11 protein-coding genes are annotated in these 14,772 nt (G+C 62.9%); 4 read left to right on the forward strand and 7 right to left on the reverse strand.

Annotated elements, in window-relative coordinates:
* The first annotated feature begins 162 nt into the window (after window positions 1-162).
* Genes IB266_RS23735 through IB266_RS23745 form a run of 3 tightly spaced genes read left to right on the forward strand, consistent with a single transcriptional unit; the run spans window position 163 to window position 3,133 of the window.
* Window positions 163-2,286, forward strand: coding sequence for a putative bifunctional diguanylate cyclase/phosphodiesterase (locus IB266_RS23735; protein WP_192262712.1), 2,124 nt, complete (start codon window positions 163-165; stop codon window positions 2,284-2,286).
* Window positions 2,287-2,328: 42 nt separating this feature from the next.
* Window positions 2,329-2,832, forward strand: a complete 504-nt coding sequence (locus tag IB266_RS23740) for a M48 family metallopeptidase (RefSeq protein ID WP_122566584.1) — start codon at window positions 2,329-2,331, stop codon at window positions 2,830-2,832.
* A 4-nt stretch (window positions 2,833-2,836) separates the two neighbouring features.
* Window positions 2,837-3,133, forward strand: a complete 297-nt coding sequence (locus IB266_RS23745) for a winged helix-turn-helix domain-containing protein (protein WP_192262714.1) — start codon at window positions 2,837-2,839, stop codon at window positions 3,131-3,133.
* Window positions 3,134-3,259: 126 nt separating this feature from the next.
* On the opposite strand, the gene IB266_RS23750 is transcribed toward IB266_RS23745, so the two are convergent.
* The gene (locus IB266_RS23750; protein WP_192262716.1) at window positions 3,260-3,712 is read right to left on the reverse strand and encodes a GNAT family N-acetyltransferase; all 453 of its coding nucleotides are present in this window, start codon (window positions 3,710-3,712) and stop codon (window positions 3,260-3,262) included.
* 259 nt (window positions 3,713-3,971) lie between these two features.
* On the opposite strand from IB266_RS23750, the gene IB266_RS23755 reads away from it, so the two are divergent.
* The gene (locus IB266_RS23755) at window positions 3,972-4,709 is read left to right on the forward strand and encodes a substrate-binding periplasmic protein (protein WP_192262718.1); all 738 of its coding nucleotides are present in this window, start codon (window positions 3,972-3,974) and stop codon (window positions 4,707-4,709) included.
* 133 nt (window positions 4,710-4,842) lie between these two features.
* Here the strand turns inward: IB266_RS23755 and yccS are convergent, their stop codons facing one another.
* The 6 genes from yccS to IB266_RS23785 all read right to left on the reverse strand — a co-directional run bounded on the left by yccS (window position 4,843) and on the right by IB266_RS23785 (window position 14,645).
* Window positions 4,843-7,026: a YccS family putative transporter gene (gene yccS / locus IB266_RS23760; protein ID WP_192262720.1), complete on the reverse strand. Its 2,184-nt coding sequence runs from the start codon at window positions 7,024-7,026 to the stop codon at window positions 4,843-4,845.
* Between the two features lie 279 nt (window positions 7,027-7,305).
* Window positions 7,306-8,484 carry an NAD(P)/FAD-dependent oxidoreductase gene (locus IB266_RS23765; RefSeq protein WP_192262722.1) on the reverse strand — a complete coding sequence of 393 codons (1,179 nt, stop codon included), beginning with the start codon at window positions 8,482-8,484 and terminating at the stop codon, window positions 7,306-7,308.
* A 192-nt stretch (window positions 8,485-8,676) separates the two neighbouring features.
* Window positions 8,677-10,014 (reverse strand): ATP-dependent RNA helicase DbpA, encoded by a 1,338-nt coding sequence (gene dbpA / locus IB266_RS23770; RefSeq protein WP_256217155.1) that lies wholly within the window; start codon window positions 10,012-10,014, stop codon window positions 8,677-8,679.
* A gap of 314 nt (window positions 10,015-10,328) precedes the next feature.
* The gene (gene mdtD / locus IB266_RS23775) at window positions 10,329-11,795 is read right to left on the reverse strand and encodes a multidrug transporter subunit MdtD (RefSeq protein WP_109791138.1); all 1,467 of its coding nucleotides are present in this window, start codon (window positions 11,793-11,795) and stop codon (window positions 10,329-10,331) included.
* 70 nt (window positions 11,796-11,865) lie between these two features.
* Complete coding sequence (locus IB266_RS23780; RefSeq protein ID WP_192262724.1) at window positions 11,866-13,203, reverse strand: TldD/PmbA family protein; 1,338 nt, start codon at window positions 13,201-13,203, stop codon at window positions 11,866-11,868.
* The gene (locus tag IB266_RS23785; protein ID WP_192262726.1) at window positions 13,203-14,645 is read right to left on the reverse strand and encodes a TldD/PmbA family protein; all 1,443 of its coding nucleotides are present in this window, start codon (window positions 14,643-14,645) and stop codon (window positions 13,203-13,205) included. Before IB266_RS23785 ends, IB266_RS23780 begins: the two co-directional genes overlap by 1 nt.
* Between the last annotated feature and the right edge of the window lie 127 nt (window positions 14,646-14,772).

The following is a 14,772-nucleotide window of genomic DNA, read 5'->3' on the forward strand; positions in this document are numbered from 1 at the left end:
TGTGCCTGAAGAGGGTGACCGTTAGTCGGCTATTTCGGGCTTTGTCTGGATGATGGCGCGATGACACCTACTGCTTTTCAAAATCCCGGTCTAGAGTGAGGGGACAGTATTTGTCCGATTTGCTACGTAAAAACGGACGTGGCGCCCGATAAGAGAAGCAGCATGGAATGCGCGCAACCAACGCCCGGCGAAGACAGCTCTGTCCTTTTGATTGTTGATGATTACCCTGAAAACCTGCTCAGCATGCGGGCCTTGTTGCAGCGGCAGGATTGGCGAGTGATGACCGCGTCCTCGGGGGTCGAGGCGCTTAACCTGCTGCTCGAACACGACATCGATCTGGTGCTGCTGGATGTGCAGATGCCCGACATGGACGGTTTCGAAGTGGCGCGCTTGATGCGCGGCAGCCAGCGCACGCGGCTCACGCCGATCATTTTCCTGACCGCCAACGAGCAATCCCAGGACGCGGTCATCAAGGGCTACGCCAGTGGCGCCGTGGATTACCTGTTCAAACCCTTCGATCCGCAAATCCTCAAGCCCAAGGTTCAGGCATTGCTCGAGCACCAGCGCAATCGCCGGGCCTTGCAGCGCCTGAGCCAGGATCTCGAAGCGGCCAGGGCCTTCAATGCCTCGGTGCTGGACAACGCCGCCGAAGGCATCCTGGTGGTGGATGAGAATGGCTGTATCCGCTTCGCCAACCCGTCGACCTGCCGTTTGCTCAATGCCACCGCCGATCAGTTGCAGGGGATGCCGTTCCTGGATTTCCTGCAGAAACCCCATATTCCCGAGTGGATCGGTTCCGATATCCATAACGCCTATCGGCGTGGTGAAACCTGGCGACTGCATGACGCGGTGCTGCGCACGGCACCCGGCCAGCAGGTGTCGGTGGCCTTGTCCTGCGCGCCGCTGCCCTCGGAGCAGAAGGCGATGGTGGTGACGCTCCAGGACATGTCCGTGGTTCGCCACTTGCACCAGCAGCTCGAATACCAGGCTGTCACGGACCCGCTGACCGGCTTGCTCAACCGCCGGGGCTTCTACCAGACCGCGGAAAACCTGTTGATGCGCAGCGAGCGGCTTGAAAGCAATTGGGTGCTGCTGTACCTGGACCTCGATGGCTTCAAGCGGGTCAATGACTCGCTGGGGCACGATGCCGGGGACCGGGTCTTGCGCTGGGTGTCGGAGCAGTTGAAGGCGTGCCTGCGCCCCTTCGATATTCTGGCGCGGCTGGGCGGTGACGAGTTCACGGCCCTGCTGGATCTGGAGTTTCCCGAGCAGGCGGCGAAGATCGCGGAGAAACTCATCGAGCGCGTCGCGATCTGCCAGCAGATCGAAGGCATGGACGTGGCACTCGGCGCCAGTATTGGCATTGCGACGTACCCGGACTGTGGCGCCAACCTCGATGGCTTGCTACGGGCCTCCGACATCGCCATGTACGAAGCCAAGCGTGCCGGTCGCCAGCAATACCGTTTCTACGACCATGAAATGAACGGTCGAGCCCGTTCACGGCTGATGCTGGAAGAGAGCGTGCGCTCGGCCATCGAAAACCGTGATTTCAATATGGTCTACCAGCCGCAGGTGAGCATCGTCGACGGGCGGATCCGTGGGTTCGAGGCGCTGTTGCGCTGGCAGCATCCGAGCGTCGGCGATGTGCCGCCAGGCCTGTTCCTGCCGTTGCTGGAAGAGGCGCGATTGATCAGTCGGCTGGGCAGTTGGATTTATCATCGCAGTGCAGCCCAGCGCAAAGTCTGGGAGCGCTTGTTCGCTGACGACCTGGTGTTGGGGGTAAGCCTGAGCAGCACTCAGTTCGGCATGCCGAACCTGGTGACCGAGTTGCGCCAGGTCCTGGAGCGCCATGCCTTGAAGCCTCGGCAGTTGGAGGTCGAGGTGACCGAGGATGCGTTGATGCGCAATCCCGATGAAACTCAAAAGCAATTGCGGTTGCTGCGCCAGCTCGGGGTGCGGGTGGCGTTGGATGACTTCGGTTCGGGCCCGTGTTCGCTGACGCATCTGCGCGACCTTGACCTCGATACCCTCAAGCTGGATCGGCACTTGATTGCCCGCTTGCCGGGGTCGCCCCGGGACGCCGCGTTGGCCGCCTCGGTCATCGACCTCTGTACGCAGTTGGGTTTGCGGGTCATCGCCGAAGGGGTGGAAACCCGCGAGCAGTATCTGTGGCTACACGCCCACGGCTGTGAGTTCGTGCAGGGGTTCCTGGTGGCGCGACCGTTGATGGCCGAAGACACCGATGTCTTCGCCACGCCCTTCGACTGGAGCGCGGTGCAGGCCTGAATTCGCTACACTGGCGGCCTCTTGTGACTGTGTTGCCTGCCGATGACCGCGCTCAAATACCTCCAGGCCTACCCCGCCGCCCTGCAAGCCCAAGTGCAGCAATTGATCGCCCAGGACCGCCTGGGCGATTACCTGCAACAGCGCTACCCGGGTCGGCATCCGATCCAGAGCGACAAGGCCCTGTACGGTTATGCACTGGACCTCAAGCAGCAATACCTGCGTAACGCGCCGGCCATCGACAAGGTATTGTTCGACAGTCGCCTGGACCTGACCCACCGTGCTCTCGGCCTGCACACCGCGGTGTCGCGGGTGCAGGGCGGCAAGCTCAAGGCCAAGAAGGAAATCCGCATCGCGGCGCTGTTCAAGGACGCGGCACCCGAGTTCCTGAAGATGATCGTGGTACACGAGCTGGCGCACTTCAAGGAGTCGGACCACAACAAGGCTTTCTACCAACTCTGCGAACACATGCTGCCGGGCTATCACCAACTGGAATTCGACCTGCGGGTGTACCTGACCTGGCGTGACCTGCAACCTCACAAGGACTGACCGGATGGACGTGAGCAAGACCAAGACCAGTTTTTACCGTCGCCTGTACGTGGCTTACCTGATCGACAGCGGCCTGGCGAGCAACGTCCCGGCGCTCACGGAAGTCACCGGCATGCCGCGACGCACTGCCCAGGACACGGTCGCGGCCCTGGCGGACCTGGATATTGTGTGTGAGTTCGAACAAGAGGAGGGCGCTCGCAACCACGCCGGGCGTTATCGGATTCGCGACTGGGGGGCGATTGACCGGGGGTGGATCGAGGCGAATCTGCTGCGGATCAAGGCGGTGCTCGAGTATCCCTGATTGTTGGGTGGTGTTTGGGCTGGCCCTATCGCGAGCAAGCTCGCTCCCACATCGATCTTCGGTGAACACGCGATTGATGTACGACCTGGATCCACTGTGGGAGCGAGCTTGCTCGCGATGCCGTCATCAAGGTCGATGCATACCGATGTGTGGAATCCCATCCTCCAGGTATTCCACCCCCACCACTTCAAACCCGTACCGCCCGTAGTACCCCTGCAAATGCGCCTGGGCCGACAATGAGATCGATGTGCCGGGCCAATGTTTCTTGGCCTGCTTGAGCGCCTGTTCCATCAGCGTGTGGCCCAACCCCTGGCCGCGCGCCTGGGGTGCGATGATCACGCGCCCGATCACCACGTCACTGTTCTGCGAGTGCGGGTCGAGCAAACGCAGGTAGGCCACCAAGTGGTTGTCATGCCAGGCCATCAGGTGGCAGGTGTCGCCCTCCAGGTCCAGCCCGTCGACGTCCGGGTAGGCGCAGTTCTGCTCGACGACGAAGACGTCGGCGCGCAATTTGAGGATGGCATACAGCTGTTCCTTGCTCAGGTCACTGTGATGTTTGCAGACCCACTCGATATCCATTTTTGAATTTCCTGAAGAACCTGCTGCCGATATTAAGCGTGGTTGACTCGGAAGTCTCTTGCTCGCGCGACCGGAAAATCTGTGACAAAGACCAAAATGCCATCATTCCTTTGTCGCGGTGCTGTCGTCTTTGTGTAATCTTCGTGACAGCCCTGCGCAGCGGTTCCAATGAGCTAATGTTAGGACCGGGTGTCCGAGGATGCCTGTTGAGTTTCGGCTAAAAACAAACCGGGCTTTGAACCCGTCAAGGACGCTTGGCATGCCGCGATTGCATCGAACTCTTGCATTGATCGGGTTGCTGTTGCTGAGCTACGAGGCTTGCGCGCAGAAGTTGCGCCTGGTCGCCGATGCCTGGCCGCCCTTTACCGACTCCACCTTGATCAATGGCGGCCTGGCGACCGATATCGTCAGCACCGCCCTGGCGCGGGCCGGCTATGCCGCGGACTTCGAACAGGTGCCTTGGGCCCGGGCGATGCTGGGCATCGGCGAGGGCCGCTATGACGTGCTGATCAACGCCTGGTACAGCGAGGAGCGCACCCATATCGGCCGGTTCTCCGCCGAATACCTGATCAACCGCGTGCGCTTCATCAAGCGCAAGGACGAGGCGATCCAGTTCGACAGCCTGCAACAGCTGCGTGCCTATCCCATCGCTGTCGTGCGCGGTTATGCCTATTCCAAGGACTTCGATGAAGACCCGCAAATGCAGAAAGTCCCGGTGCATAACTTCGCCATGGCGGTGCGCATGCTGGCTGCCGACCGCGTGAAGTTGACCCTGGAAGACGAGTTCGTCGCCCGCTATTACCTGGCCCGCGAATCGCCAAAGGTGCGTAGCGCCGTGGAGTTCCTGCCCAAGCCCTTGAGCGAAAACAGCCTGCACATCCTGGTCAGCCTGAAGAACCCGGAGCATGAGCAGATCGTGGCCGGGTTCGATCGGGAGATCGCAGCGATGAAGGCGGATGGGAGTTATGCGCGGTTATTGAAGGCGCATGGGATGTAGCGCCTGAGCCGGCCCTATCGCGAGCAAGCTCGCTCCCACAGTGGATCGCTGGTGTGCACAGACTTTGTGTTACAGCAGATTCAATGTGGGAGCGAGCTTGCTCGCGATGAGGTCCGCTTGGACACCACAGCCCTCAAGCCTCGCCAGTGTCCTTGATCAAATGCGCGGCCAACGTGCGCAACGGCCCCAACTGTCGACAGATCAACCCCAGTTGCGTCTGCACCAGGCGCTGGCCTTCGTCGATTTCATCGGGCATCTGTTCAAGCTCGCTGGCCAGGGCTTCCTCTTCGTCGCTCTGGATCGCAATCGGTTGTTTGCTCGCCAGGCCCTGGGCGATTTCATCGATGCTCGCTGCCAGTCTCACCCCGGCACCGTCGATTAACTGTTCGCGCACTTCCGTCGGCAGTTCGGTGCCCCGGTGGGCGCCCAGGCCAGACAAGTAACTGAGCAAGGTGTGGGACAGCACCAGGAAGCGGAACCCCACATCGGCTTCCTTGCGGAAATGCCCAGGCTCCATCAGCATGTTGGCCAGCGTGGTGGACAGCGCGGCATCGGCGTTGTGGGCGTTGCGTCGGGCCAGGCGGTAGGCCAGGTCGTCACTTTTGCCAGCGGCGTATTGCTGCATGATCTGGCGCAGGTAAATGCTGTTGCAGGTCAGCGTGTTGGCCAGCACTTTGTTCAGCCGCCGACCTTGCCAGTCGGGCAGGAACAGGAACACCGCCAGCCCGGCGATCAGGCTGCCGAGCAAGGTATCGAACAGCCGCGGCAGCAGCAGACCATAGCCGTCGCCCACCTGGTTGAAGCAGAACAGCACCATGATGGTTATCCCCGCCGTTGCCAGGGTGTAGCGGGTGGTGCGGTTGGTAAAGAACACCACCCCGGCGGCAATGGCGAAGCACGATTGCACCAGCGGGTTGGGGAACAGATCGAACAGCGCCCAGGCCACCGTCAGGCCGATGGCGGTGCCGATGATCCGCTGGCCGAGCTTGCGGCGGGTGGCGCCGTAGTTGGGTTGGCACACGAACAGCGTGGTGAGGATGATCCAATAGCCCTGGGACGGGTGGATCATGTGCACCACGGCGTAACCCACGCTCAAAGCCAGGGGCAAGCGCAGGGCATGCCGGAACAGCAGCGAGGTGGGCGTGAGCTGGGTGCGCAAGCGCAGCCAGACATCCTTGAGGCTGCGCGGCGAGCGGTCCAGCAGGCTGCTGTCGGTGGCGTCGGCCAGGGCGTCGGGGTTGCTCGCGTCGCTGAGCAGGCGGTCCATGGTGCCCAGGTTCACCGCCAGCGCCCGTAACGAGCGCAGCAAGCCGCGCCAGGCCGGGTTGCTCTGGATGCGCAGGTGCTCAAGGGACGCGTGCAGGTCGTTGAGGGCCTCGGCGAAGGTGTCGTCGTAGACGAACGGCTGGCGCAGTTGGATCGACTCGGCCAGCGCCTGGCAGGCCTTGCCTTGCTGGCGCAGCAGGCGCTGGCAGCGGAACAGCACGTCGCTGTGGAAGAAGGCCTCGGCCAGGGCGTTGTAGGGATAGTGGGAGGAACTGGCGCGTTCGTGGATGTCCTGGGCCAGGAAGTACAGCTTCAGGTAGCGACTGACCTTCGAGCCCGGCCGGCCGTTGCCCACGCGGTGCAGGATGATTTCCTTCGCGCTGTTGAGCGCGGCGACCACCCGGCCATTCTGCTGGGCCAGTTCCAGGCGGCGGGCCTCGACGTCGAGTTGGCGGATCGGCTCGAGGAGCGACGATTTGAGTTTGAGGTAGCGTCCCAACTCGCGAAACAGCCGCGCCAGGCTTTGCTGCACCGGTTGGTTGGAAAACAGCGCCTGCCACAGCACCGAAAGCAGGCCGTACCAGGTGGCGCCGGCCACCAGCAGCAGCGGCTCATGCCAGAAATCGGTGACCGCGCCGCCGCGCTGGTCCACGCCGATCATGGTGTAGACCGAAAGGATCAGGGTGGCCGAGGCAATCGCGCCATAACGTTCGCCCAGGGCGCCGAGCATGGTCAGGCCGAAGCTCGCCAGGGCCAGGGCGATGATGAACAGGACGGGGTAGGGGAACAGCAACTCCACCGACAGCGCCGCGACGGTGAAACACACCAGGGTCACGGCCAGCGCATTGAGACGGCCCTGCCAGCTGTCATCGGTCTCGGCCAGGGCACTGGCGATGATGCCCAGGAACAGGGGAATCAGCAGCGCCATTTCGTCCAGGTACCAGCACAGCCCCATGCTGCCGGTCAGGGCGATGAAGACCCGCACGCTATAACTGAACTTATCCAACGCCCAAAGGCGACGCAAAGACTGGCTAAACGAGTTCGATGACATGAAGTGCACGGGCCTGACGGGCAATGACGCTAAATTGAGGCAGTAATGACGCCGACGCAATGGCGGCGATCACATCTGACAGCAAAAAGTGTTCCGGGAGCCGCCTGAGGCCCCTTTACCTGTGGCGAGGGAGCTTGCTCCCGCTCGACTGCGCAGCAGTCGCAAAACAGGCACCGCACGCTGCCTGAATAAACTCAGCGCATCAAAGGAAGGGGCTGCTTCGCAGCCCAGCGGGAGCAAGCTCCCTCGCCACAAAAGCAGGCTCAACCCAGGTTGGGATCAGACGTACTGCGCCGCCGCATAACCCGATGCCCACGCCCATTGGAAATTGAACCCGCCCAGGTGCCCGGTGACGTCCAGCACTTCGCCGATGAAGTACAGGCCAGGGCTTTTCAACGATTCCATGGTCTTGGACGAGACTTCCCGGGTGTCGACGCCGCCGAGGGTAACTTCGGCGGTGCGGTAGCCTTCGGTACCGGCGGGGACGACGTTCCAGCTCGCCAATTTCTCGGCAATGTCCGCTAGCTCGGCGTGGGTGTACTGCTTCATGGGTTTGGACACGAACCAGGTGTCGGCCAGCAGGTTGGCCATTTTCTTGGTGAACAGCTCGCCCAGCAGGGTCTTGAGTTCATTGTTGGGGCGTTCGGCCTGCTGTTGTTGCAGCCATTGCGGCACATCTTGATCGGGCAGCAGGTTGATCTGTACCGTGTCCCCCGGTTCCCAGAATGAAGAAATCTGCAGGATCGCCGGCCCGCTCAGGCCGCGATGGGTGAACAGGATGTTCTCGCGAAAACCCTGGTCGTTGCAGCTCACCAGGCAATCCACCGAGGTGCCCGACAGCTCGGTGCACAGCGCCTTGAGCTGATCGGTGATGGTGAACGGCACCAGCCCGGCGCGGGTCGGCAGCAGCGCATGGCCAAACTGTTTCGCCACCTGATAACCAAAACCGGTCGCCCCGAGGGTCGGGATCGACAACCCACCCGTGGCGATCACCAGGGATTGGCAGGCGAGGGCGCCGAGGGTGGTCTGCAGCAGGTAGCCGCCGTCGGTTTTTTCGATCTGGGTGATCGACGTGTCGAGGTGCAGGCTGACGCCGGCCTGGTCGCATTCATCCAGCAGCAGGCCGAGGATGTCGCTGGACTTGTTATCGCAGAACAACTGGCCGAGCTTTTTCTCGTGATAGGGCACGCCGTGCTTGGCCACCAGTGCGATGAAATCCCACTGGGTGTAGCGGGCCAGGGCCGACTTGCAGAAGTGCGGGTTCTGCGACAGGAAGTTGCCCGGCTCGGTGTACATGTTGGTGAAATTGCAGCGCCCACCGCCGGACATGAGGATTTTCTTGCCGGCCTTGTTGGCGTGGTCCAGCAGCATCACCTGCCGCCCGCGCGCGGCCGCGGTCAATGCACACATCAACCCCGCGGCGCCAGCGCCAATGATCACGACTTCGGTAGAGCGCAAAACGGTGTCCTCTGAATGTCTGGGGTCTGGCAGGAGTTTGCTCTTGTGGCGAGGGAGCTTGCTCCCGCTGGGCTGCGCAGCAGCTCTGAAAGCGATGAACGCGATGCTTCAGACAGTTCGCGTTCGTTGGTTTTGCGACCGCTTCGCTCGAGCGGGAGCAAGCTCCCTCGCCACAGGGTGAATCAACAGCGGTCAGAGGATCCGCACTCGCAACGAGCGGCCCTTGATCTTGCCATCGTTCAGGCGTTGCAGGGCCTGTTTGGCGATGCCGCGTTCCACGGCCACATAGGCCTGGAAATCGAAGATCGCGATCTTGCCGACCTGGGCGCCGGGGATGCCGGCCTCGCCGGTCAGGGCGCCGAGGATGTCGCCGGGGCGGACCTTGTCCTTGCGCCCGGCGCCGATGCACAGGGTGCTCATGGCCGGCAACAGCGGGCCGCCGCCCTGGGGCTTGAGGTTGTCCAGTTGGTCCCAGCTCAGGGGCGACTTCTGCAGTTGCTCGATGGCCTGGGCGCGATGGGCTTCGGACGGCGCCACCAGGCTGATGGCGATGCCTTTTTCACCGGCGCGACCGGTGCGGCCGACGCGGTGGATATGAATTTCCGAGTCCCGGGCCAGTTCGACGTTGATCACCATGTCCAGGGCATCGATGTCCAGGCCGCGGGCCGCCACGTCAGTAGCCACCAGCACCGAGGTACTGCGGTTGGCGAACATCGCCAGCACCTGGTCGCGGTCGCGCTGTTCCAGGTCGCCGTGCAGGCCAACGGCAGAAATGCCCTTGGCGGTCAGGTGGTCGACGGTTTCCTGGACTTGCTGCTTGGTGAAGCAGAACGCCACGCAGGAGGCCGGGCGGAAATGCGCCAGCACCTTGACCACCGCGTCCATGCGCTCCTCGGGGGAGATCTCATAGAAGCGCTGCTCGATCTGCGCGTCGGAGTGAAACGCCTCGGCTTTCACTTGCTGCGGATTGCGCATGAACTTGGACGACAGTTGCTTGATGCCCACCGGATAGGTGGCGGAGAACAGCAGCGTCTGGCGGCGTTCCGGGGTCTGTTGGATGATGTCTTCGATGGCGTCGTAGAAGCCCATGTCGAGCATGCGGTCGGCTTCGTCGAGGATCAGCGTATTGAGGCCATCGAGCACCAGCGAACCCTTGCGCAGGTGTTGCTGGATACGCCCTGGCGTGCCGACGATGATGTGGGCGCCGTGTTCGAGGGAAGCGATCTGCGGGCCGAAGGACACGCCGCCGCACAGGGTCAGGACCTTGATGTTGTCTTCGGCGCGGGCCAGGCGACGGATTTCCTTGGCGACCTGGTCAGCCAGCTCGCGGGTGGGGCACATCACCAGTGCCTGGCAGCCGAAGAAGCGTGGGTTGATCGGGTTCAGCAGGCCGATGCCGAAGGCGGCGGTCTTGCCGCTGCCGGTCTTGGCCTGGGCGATCAGGTCCATGCCCTTGAGGATCACCGGCAAGCTTTGCGCCTGGATCGGCGTCATCTGGGCATAACCGAGTGATTCGAGGTTAGCCAGCATGGCGGCGGACAGCGGCAAAGTATTAAAAGCGGTGGCAATGGTGGTCACGGGACTGGCCTGCAAAACAAAATGTCGCGCAGTGTAGCAGCCTCGTGCCACTTTCTTCGAAAGTTCTGGACGAGCTGTGGGGCAGGGTCCGGAAGCAAGACCATGGGGACAAGGCTGTGGGAGCAAGGCTTGCCCGCGAAACAGGCACCTCGGTTATTCAAGGCACCGCGTGCTCCTTATCGCGAGCAAGCTTTGCTCCCACAACTCCATCACAGGGTTGCCGGGTCTGGCTTCTCAATCGCTCCCTCCAATGTTCAGCCAGCCTTTCAGTGCTCGATATGCTCATCGGGACGCTTCTGCCGCCGGCCATCCTGCTTGGACAACTGGGAAAAAATCGTCGCCGCCAGCATGGCCATGATCCCCACCGTCACGAATGTCAGCTGGAACGCGCCCAGCACCGTCTCCACCCCGTCGTTGCCCACCTGGGCGGTAAAGCCGCCGAGCAGGGCGCCGGCGCAGGCCACGCCGAGGCTCAGGGACAGTTGCGCCACCACCGACAACAGGCTGTTGCCGCTGCTGGCGCTGGCGTCGTCCAGGTCGATCAGGGTCACGGTGTTCATCGCGGTGAATTGCAGCGAGTTGATCGCCCCCAGCACCGCCAGTTGCGCCAGCAGCAGCCAGTACGGCGTCTGTTCGCTGACCAGGCCCATGCTCGCCAGCATCACGCCCAGGGCCACGGTATTGCCGGTCAGGACGATGCGATAGCCCAGGCGTTCGATCAGCGGTCGGGCCACGGACTTGGCGACCATGGCCGCTGCCGCCAGGGGCAGCATGCTCATGCCGGCCTGGGACGGTGAATAGCCGAGGGCGACTTGCAGCAGCAACGGCACCAGGAACGGCAATGCGCCGCTGCCCAGGCGCGCGAACAGGTTGCCGAGGATGCCCACCGCGAAGGTGCGGGTCTTGAACAGCGACGGCGGGAACAGCGCGTTCTCGACATGCCCGGCCCGCAGCCAATAGGCCGCCAGGCAGGCCATGCCGCCGAACAGCAACAGCATCACCCGCAGGTGCGGCAGGTGCAGTTCGCCCAGGCCCTCCATGGCGACGGTGATCAGCACCATCGCCGCGCCGAACAGCAGGAACCCCAGGCCATCGAACCGGGTGCGCTCGCTGCCGCGCAGGTCGGGGATGAATTTCCACACCGCGTAACAGCCGATCACGCCCACCGGCAGGTTGATGATGAAGATCCAGTGCCAGGTCAGGTACTCGACCATCCAGCCGCCCATGGTCGGCCCGATTAGTGGGCCGAGCAGGCCGGGGATGGTGATGAAGCCCATGATCCGCACCAGTTCCGAGCGCGGATAAGCCCGCAGCACCACCAGCCTGCCCACCGGCAGCATCAGCGCACCGCCCAGGCCCTGGATGACCCGGGCGCCGATCAGCATGCTCAACGAATTGGACAGGGCGCACAGCAGCGAGCCGAAGCTGAACAGCAGGATCGCCCCGAAGAAAATCTTCTTGGTGCCGAAGCGGTCGGCGATCCAGCCCGAGGCCGGGATCAGCAACGCCACGGTGAGCATGTAGGCGATGATCACGCCTTGCATGCGCAGCGGGTTTTCCGCCAGGTCGCTGGCCATGGCGGGCAGGGCGGTGTTGAGGATGGTCCCGTCCAGGGACTGCATGAAGAAGGCAATCGCCACGACCCATGGAAGCCAGCGGGCGGTGACGGCGTCGAGCGGTGCGCGGTTGGGCATGGGACCTCTTGTTTGTGTTCGGGTGTCTGTTGGCTTCATCGCGGGCAAGCCTTGCTCCCACATGTACGGCGCACATCCTGTGGGAGCAAGGCTTGCCCGCGATGCTTTGTTACAGCGTCAAGGTCAACCGCTTCACCAGTGCCCCCGGCAACAACATCGAGGCCGTTGCTCGCTGGCTGTAGGTGCTGGCCGAGAGCAGAAGTTCCCGCTCTTGGGTCAGGCTTTCCAGTTGTGAGCCGAGCAGGCTGTAGACGCTGTCGTCGAAACGCATGGTGCTGACCGGCGCCACGATCTGGCCATTCTCGACCCAGAACGTGGCGAAGCGGGTCATGCCGGTCAGGCGCGCCGCCGGTTGGTCCGAGTAGTTCAGGTACCAGAGGTTGCTGATGTACAGCCCGGTGCCGAGTTCTTCGAGGATGTGTCTTTGCTCCAGTTGTCCGCCCCGCATGTCCAGCGCCGTAGGGTATTCGTAGCTGCTGGCGCCGTTGGCCGCGAGGCCATATTCGGCGGCGCTGCGGGAGTTGACCAGTCGCGCATTGGCCGTGCCCTTGGCGATCAGCCCCAAGTCATCGCGGGGATAACCTTCGTCGGAAAATGCCGGGCTCAAAGAGCCGCTGACCTGCTCCGCCAGCCACACGTTGGGGCTGAAGTGGGCTTCGCCAGCGTAGAACTTCTGCAGCGGGCTTTGCTTGCTGGCGATTGCACGGGCCGAGAATCCGCCCCAACTGAGCATGCCCATGATCTCTTCCAGAGCGGCCGGCGCCAGGTAGGCGCGATATTCGCCGGGCGGCAGCGTGCGCAGCGGGCGGCCGAGGAATTCCAATTGCTTGCGGGCCTGTTCGAAGCGCCGGGCAAATCCGTCACTGCTCCATTCATGCCCGGCGTAGCTGGCTTTCACCGCCTGGCCATTGTCATGGAACAGGCTGAAATCGAAGTTGAAGCTGTTGGCCTGATGCCAAGCGAACGCCCCCGAAGAACTGGCGAAACCACGGCTGATGGGCCCGGCGGCGTAGAACCCCACCAGGTCCAGGCCTTCGGCAGCGCGGGTGATTTCGGTAACGGCCTGTTCCGTCTCGGGCAATGGATGGGCCTGCACATTGTTGCTCTGCCAGTGGTCGGGGTTGAGCAGCAGGTAGGGATCGCGGGGCAGCAATGGCAAGGTTTCGCGCAGTTGTTGCAGGCCTTCGGCCAGGCGTTGCAAGTCCGTCTCGGCTTCGCCGGACAAGGTGATCTGCAAATCGGCGTGGCGCCCGTCGTCGATCAGTTTGAAACTGACATTGGCTTGCTGCACCTGGCCGGCCTGGCGGACCTTGCCATGGTTGAAACGGACGAAGGCCGAAGACTCGGCGGCGTAGCCGAGGGTGAACTGTTCAGGCGCATGCAGGGCATCGCGCAGCCAGTCGACCAGCGCCTTGAAGACCTCGGCCTGATTATTGACGGTGCTCATCAGGCATCTCCCCCAAACACATCAACGTTGCTGAACACGCAGGCTGGCGACGCATGGCCGACGCGGATGACCTGGTTCGGTTCGCCCTTGCCACAGTTCGGCGTGCCCAGGACCTGGAGGGTGCTGGCATCGCCCACCGCGCGCAGGCTCTTCCAGAATTGCGCGGAAATGCCCCGGTAGTTGGGGTTCTTCACCACGCCCTTGAGCTCGCCGTTCTCGATCAACTGGCCCCACTCGCAGCCGAACTGGAACTTGTTGCGGGCGTCGTCGATGGACCAGGAGCGGTTGGTGCGCATCAGCACGCCCCGTTCAGTGCCCTGGATCAGTTGCGCCAGGGACTGGTCGCCGGGTTCGATGTTCAGGTTCGCCATGCGGTCGATGGGTGGCCGATTCCAGCCGCAGGCGCGGCTGTTGGCGACACCGTCGAGGCCGGCGCGGAACTGCGACAGCGCGCCGCCCAGTGGACGCAGCAACAGGCCTTCGCGAATCAGGAACTGTTTGCTGGCGGCGCTGCCGTCGTCGTCGTGGCTGTAGCTGGCCAGTTCTTCGGGAATGTTCGGGTCGAAGGTCACGTTCAGCAGGCGGGAGCCGTATTGCAGATGGCCGAAATCGCCGGTCTTGACGAAGCTGGTGCCGGCGTAATTGCGCTCGTCACCCAGGATGCGGTCCAGTTCCAGCGGATGGCCGATGGACTCGTGGATCTGCAGCATCATCTGGTCGGGCATCAGCAGCAGGTCACGGGGACCTTGCGGCGTGTTCGGCGCCATCAGCAGCTGCAGGGCCTGGTCGGCGATTTTCGGCCCGGCACCGATCAGGCCGCAGCGGCTGATCACATCGAAGCCGCCCTGCTGGCCGAAATTTTCCCGGCCCAGGGTGCGGGTCTGACTGTCGTGGCCGTCGAAGGCGGTGACTTCCAGGGCTGGGTAGATGAAGCGTTGGGCCTGGCGTAGTTCTGCGCCGGCACTGTTGAGGTAGATCTGCTCGACCTGGGTCAGGCCGATGCTGGCCTGCCAGTTCACCAGGCGCTCGTCCTGGGGCACCGCGGCCGATTCGTCGCCGAGCAATTGGTAGCAGTCGCTCAGGGGCGGGAAGGCCTGGTCGAAATGTGGCGAGAAGTAATCGGCGCGGTCACTGGACACGGCTTGCTCGCGCAGGTCGAGCAAGGCATGGGGCTTGAGCTGGCGAGCATGTTGTTCGGCACGTTCCAGTGCCGCTTGCAGACCGGCCTGGGACAGGTCGTTGGTGGCGGCATACGCCTCGACACCGTTGACCCGCGCGGTGAGCATCGCACCTTCATCACGGTTCAGGCTGGGCGGTTCGGCGACGTTCTTGCGCACCGACAAATGCTGGCCGGATTCGCGCACGTAACGCAGGGAAAAGAATTCAGCGCCCGTGCGCAAGGCAGCAAAACGCTCCTTGAGCCGGGGGTGGAAGTCGAACATGGAACCTCCTTGTCTGGAGCGAGGGTGCGGCGCATTGCGGTGATTTGACGCGGCGGCTCTAGATTAGGCCTGGGGTGGGGGTGGGATCAAGGTAGAAGGGAATACTGAGGTTGTCAGGGCGGACGCT

Source organism: Pseudomonas sp. Pdm06 (genome assembly GCF_014851795.1).
Classification (GTDB): Bacteria; Pseudomonadota; Gammaproteobacteria; order Pseudomonadales; family Pseudomonadaceae; genus Aquipseudomonas; species Aquipseudomonas fluorescens_AA.

Excerpts from the sequence above, each read along its gene's own strand:
- dbpA (WP_256217155.1), bottom strand. The coding sequence starts at position 10,014 with ATGCTGGCTAACCTCGAATCACTCGGTTATGCCCAGATGACGCCGATC.
- IB266_RS23750 (WP_192262716.1), bottom strand. The coding sequence starts at position 3,712 with ATGGATATCGAGTGGGTCTGCAAACATCACAGTGACCTGAGCAAGGAA.
- IB266_RS23735 (WP_192262712.1), top strand. The coding sequence starts at position 163 with ATGGAATGCGCGCAACCAACGCCCGGCGAAGACAGCTCTGTCCTTTTG.
- IB266_RS23780 (WP_192262724.1), bottom strand. The coding sequence starts at position 13,203 with ATGAGCACCGTCAATAATCAGGCCGAGGTCTTCAAGGCGCTGGTCGAC.
- IB266_RS23740 (WP_122566584.1), top strand. The coding sequence starts at position 2,329 with ATGACCGCGCTCAAATACCTCCAGGCCTACCCCGCCGCCCTGCAAGCC.
- IB266_RS23785 (WP_192262726.1), bottom strand. The coding sequence starts at position 14,645 with ATGTTCGACTTCCACCCCCGGCTCAAGGAGCGTTTTGCTGCCTTGCGC.
- IB266_RS23755 (WP_192262718.1), top strand. The coding sequence starts at position 3,972 with ATGCCGCGATTGCATCGAACTCTTGCATTGATCGGGTTGCTGTTGCTG.
- yccS (WP_192262720.1), bottom strand. The coding sequence starts at position 7,026 with ATGTCATCGAACTCGTTTAGCCAGTCTTTGCGTCGCCTTTGGGCGTTG.
- mdtD (WP_109791138.1), bottom strand. The coding sequence starts at position 11,795 with ATGAAGCCAACAGACACCCGAACACAAACAAGAGGTCCCATGCCCAAC.
- IB266_RS23745 (WP_192262714.1), top strand. The coding sequence starts at position 2,837 with ATGGACGTGAGCAAGACCAAGACCAGTTTTTACCGTCGCCTGTACGTG.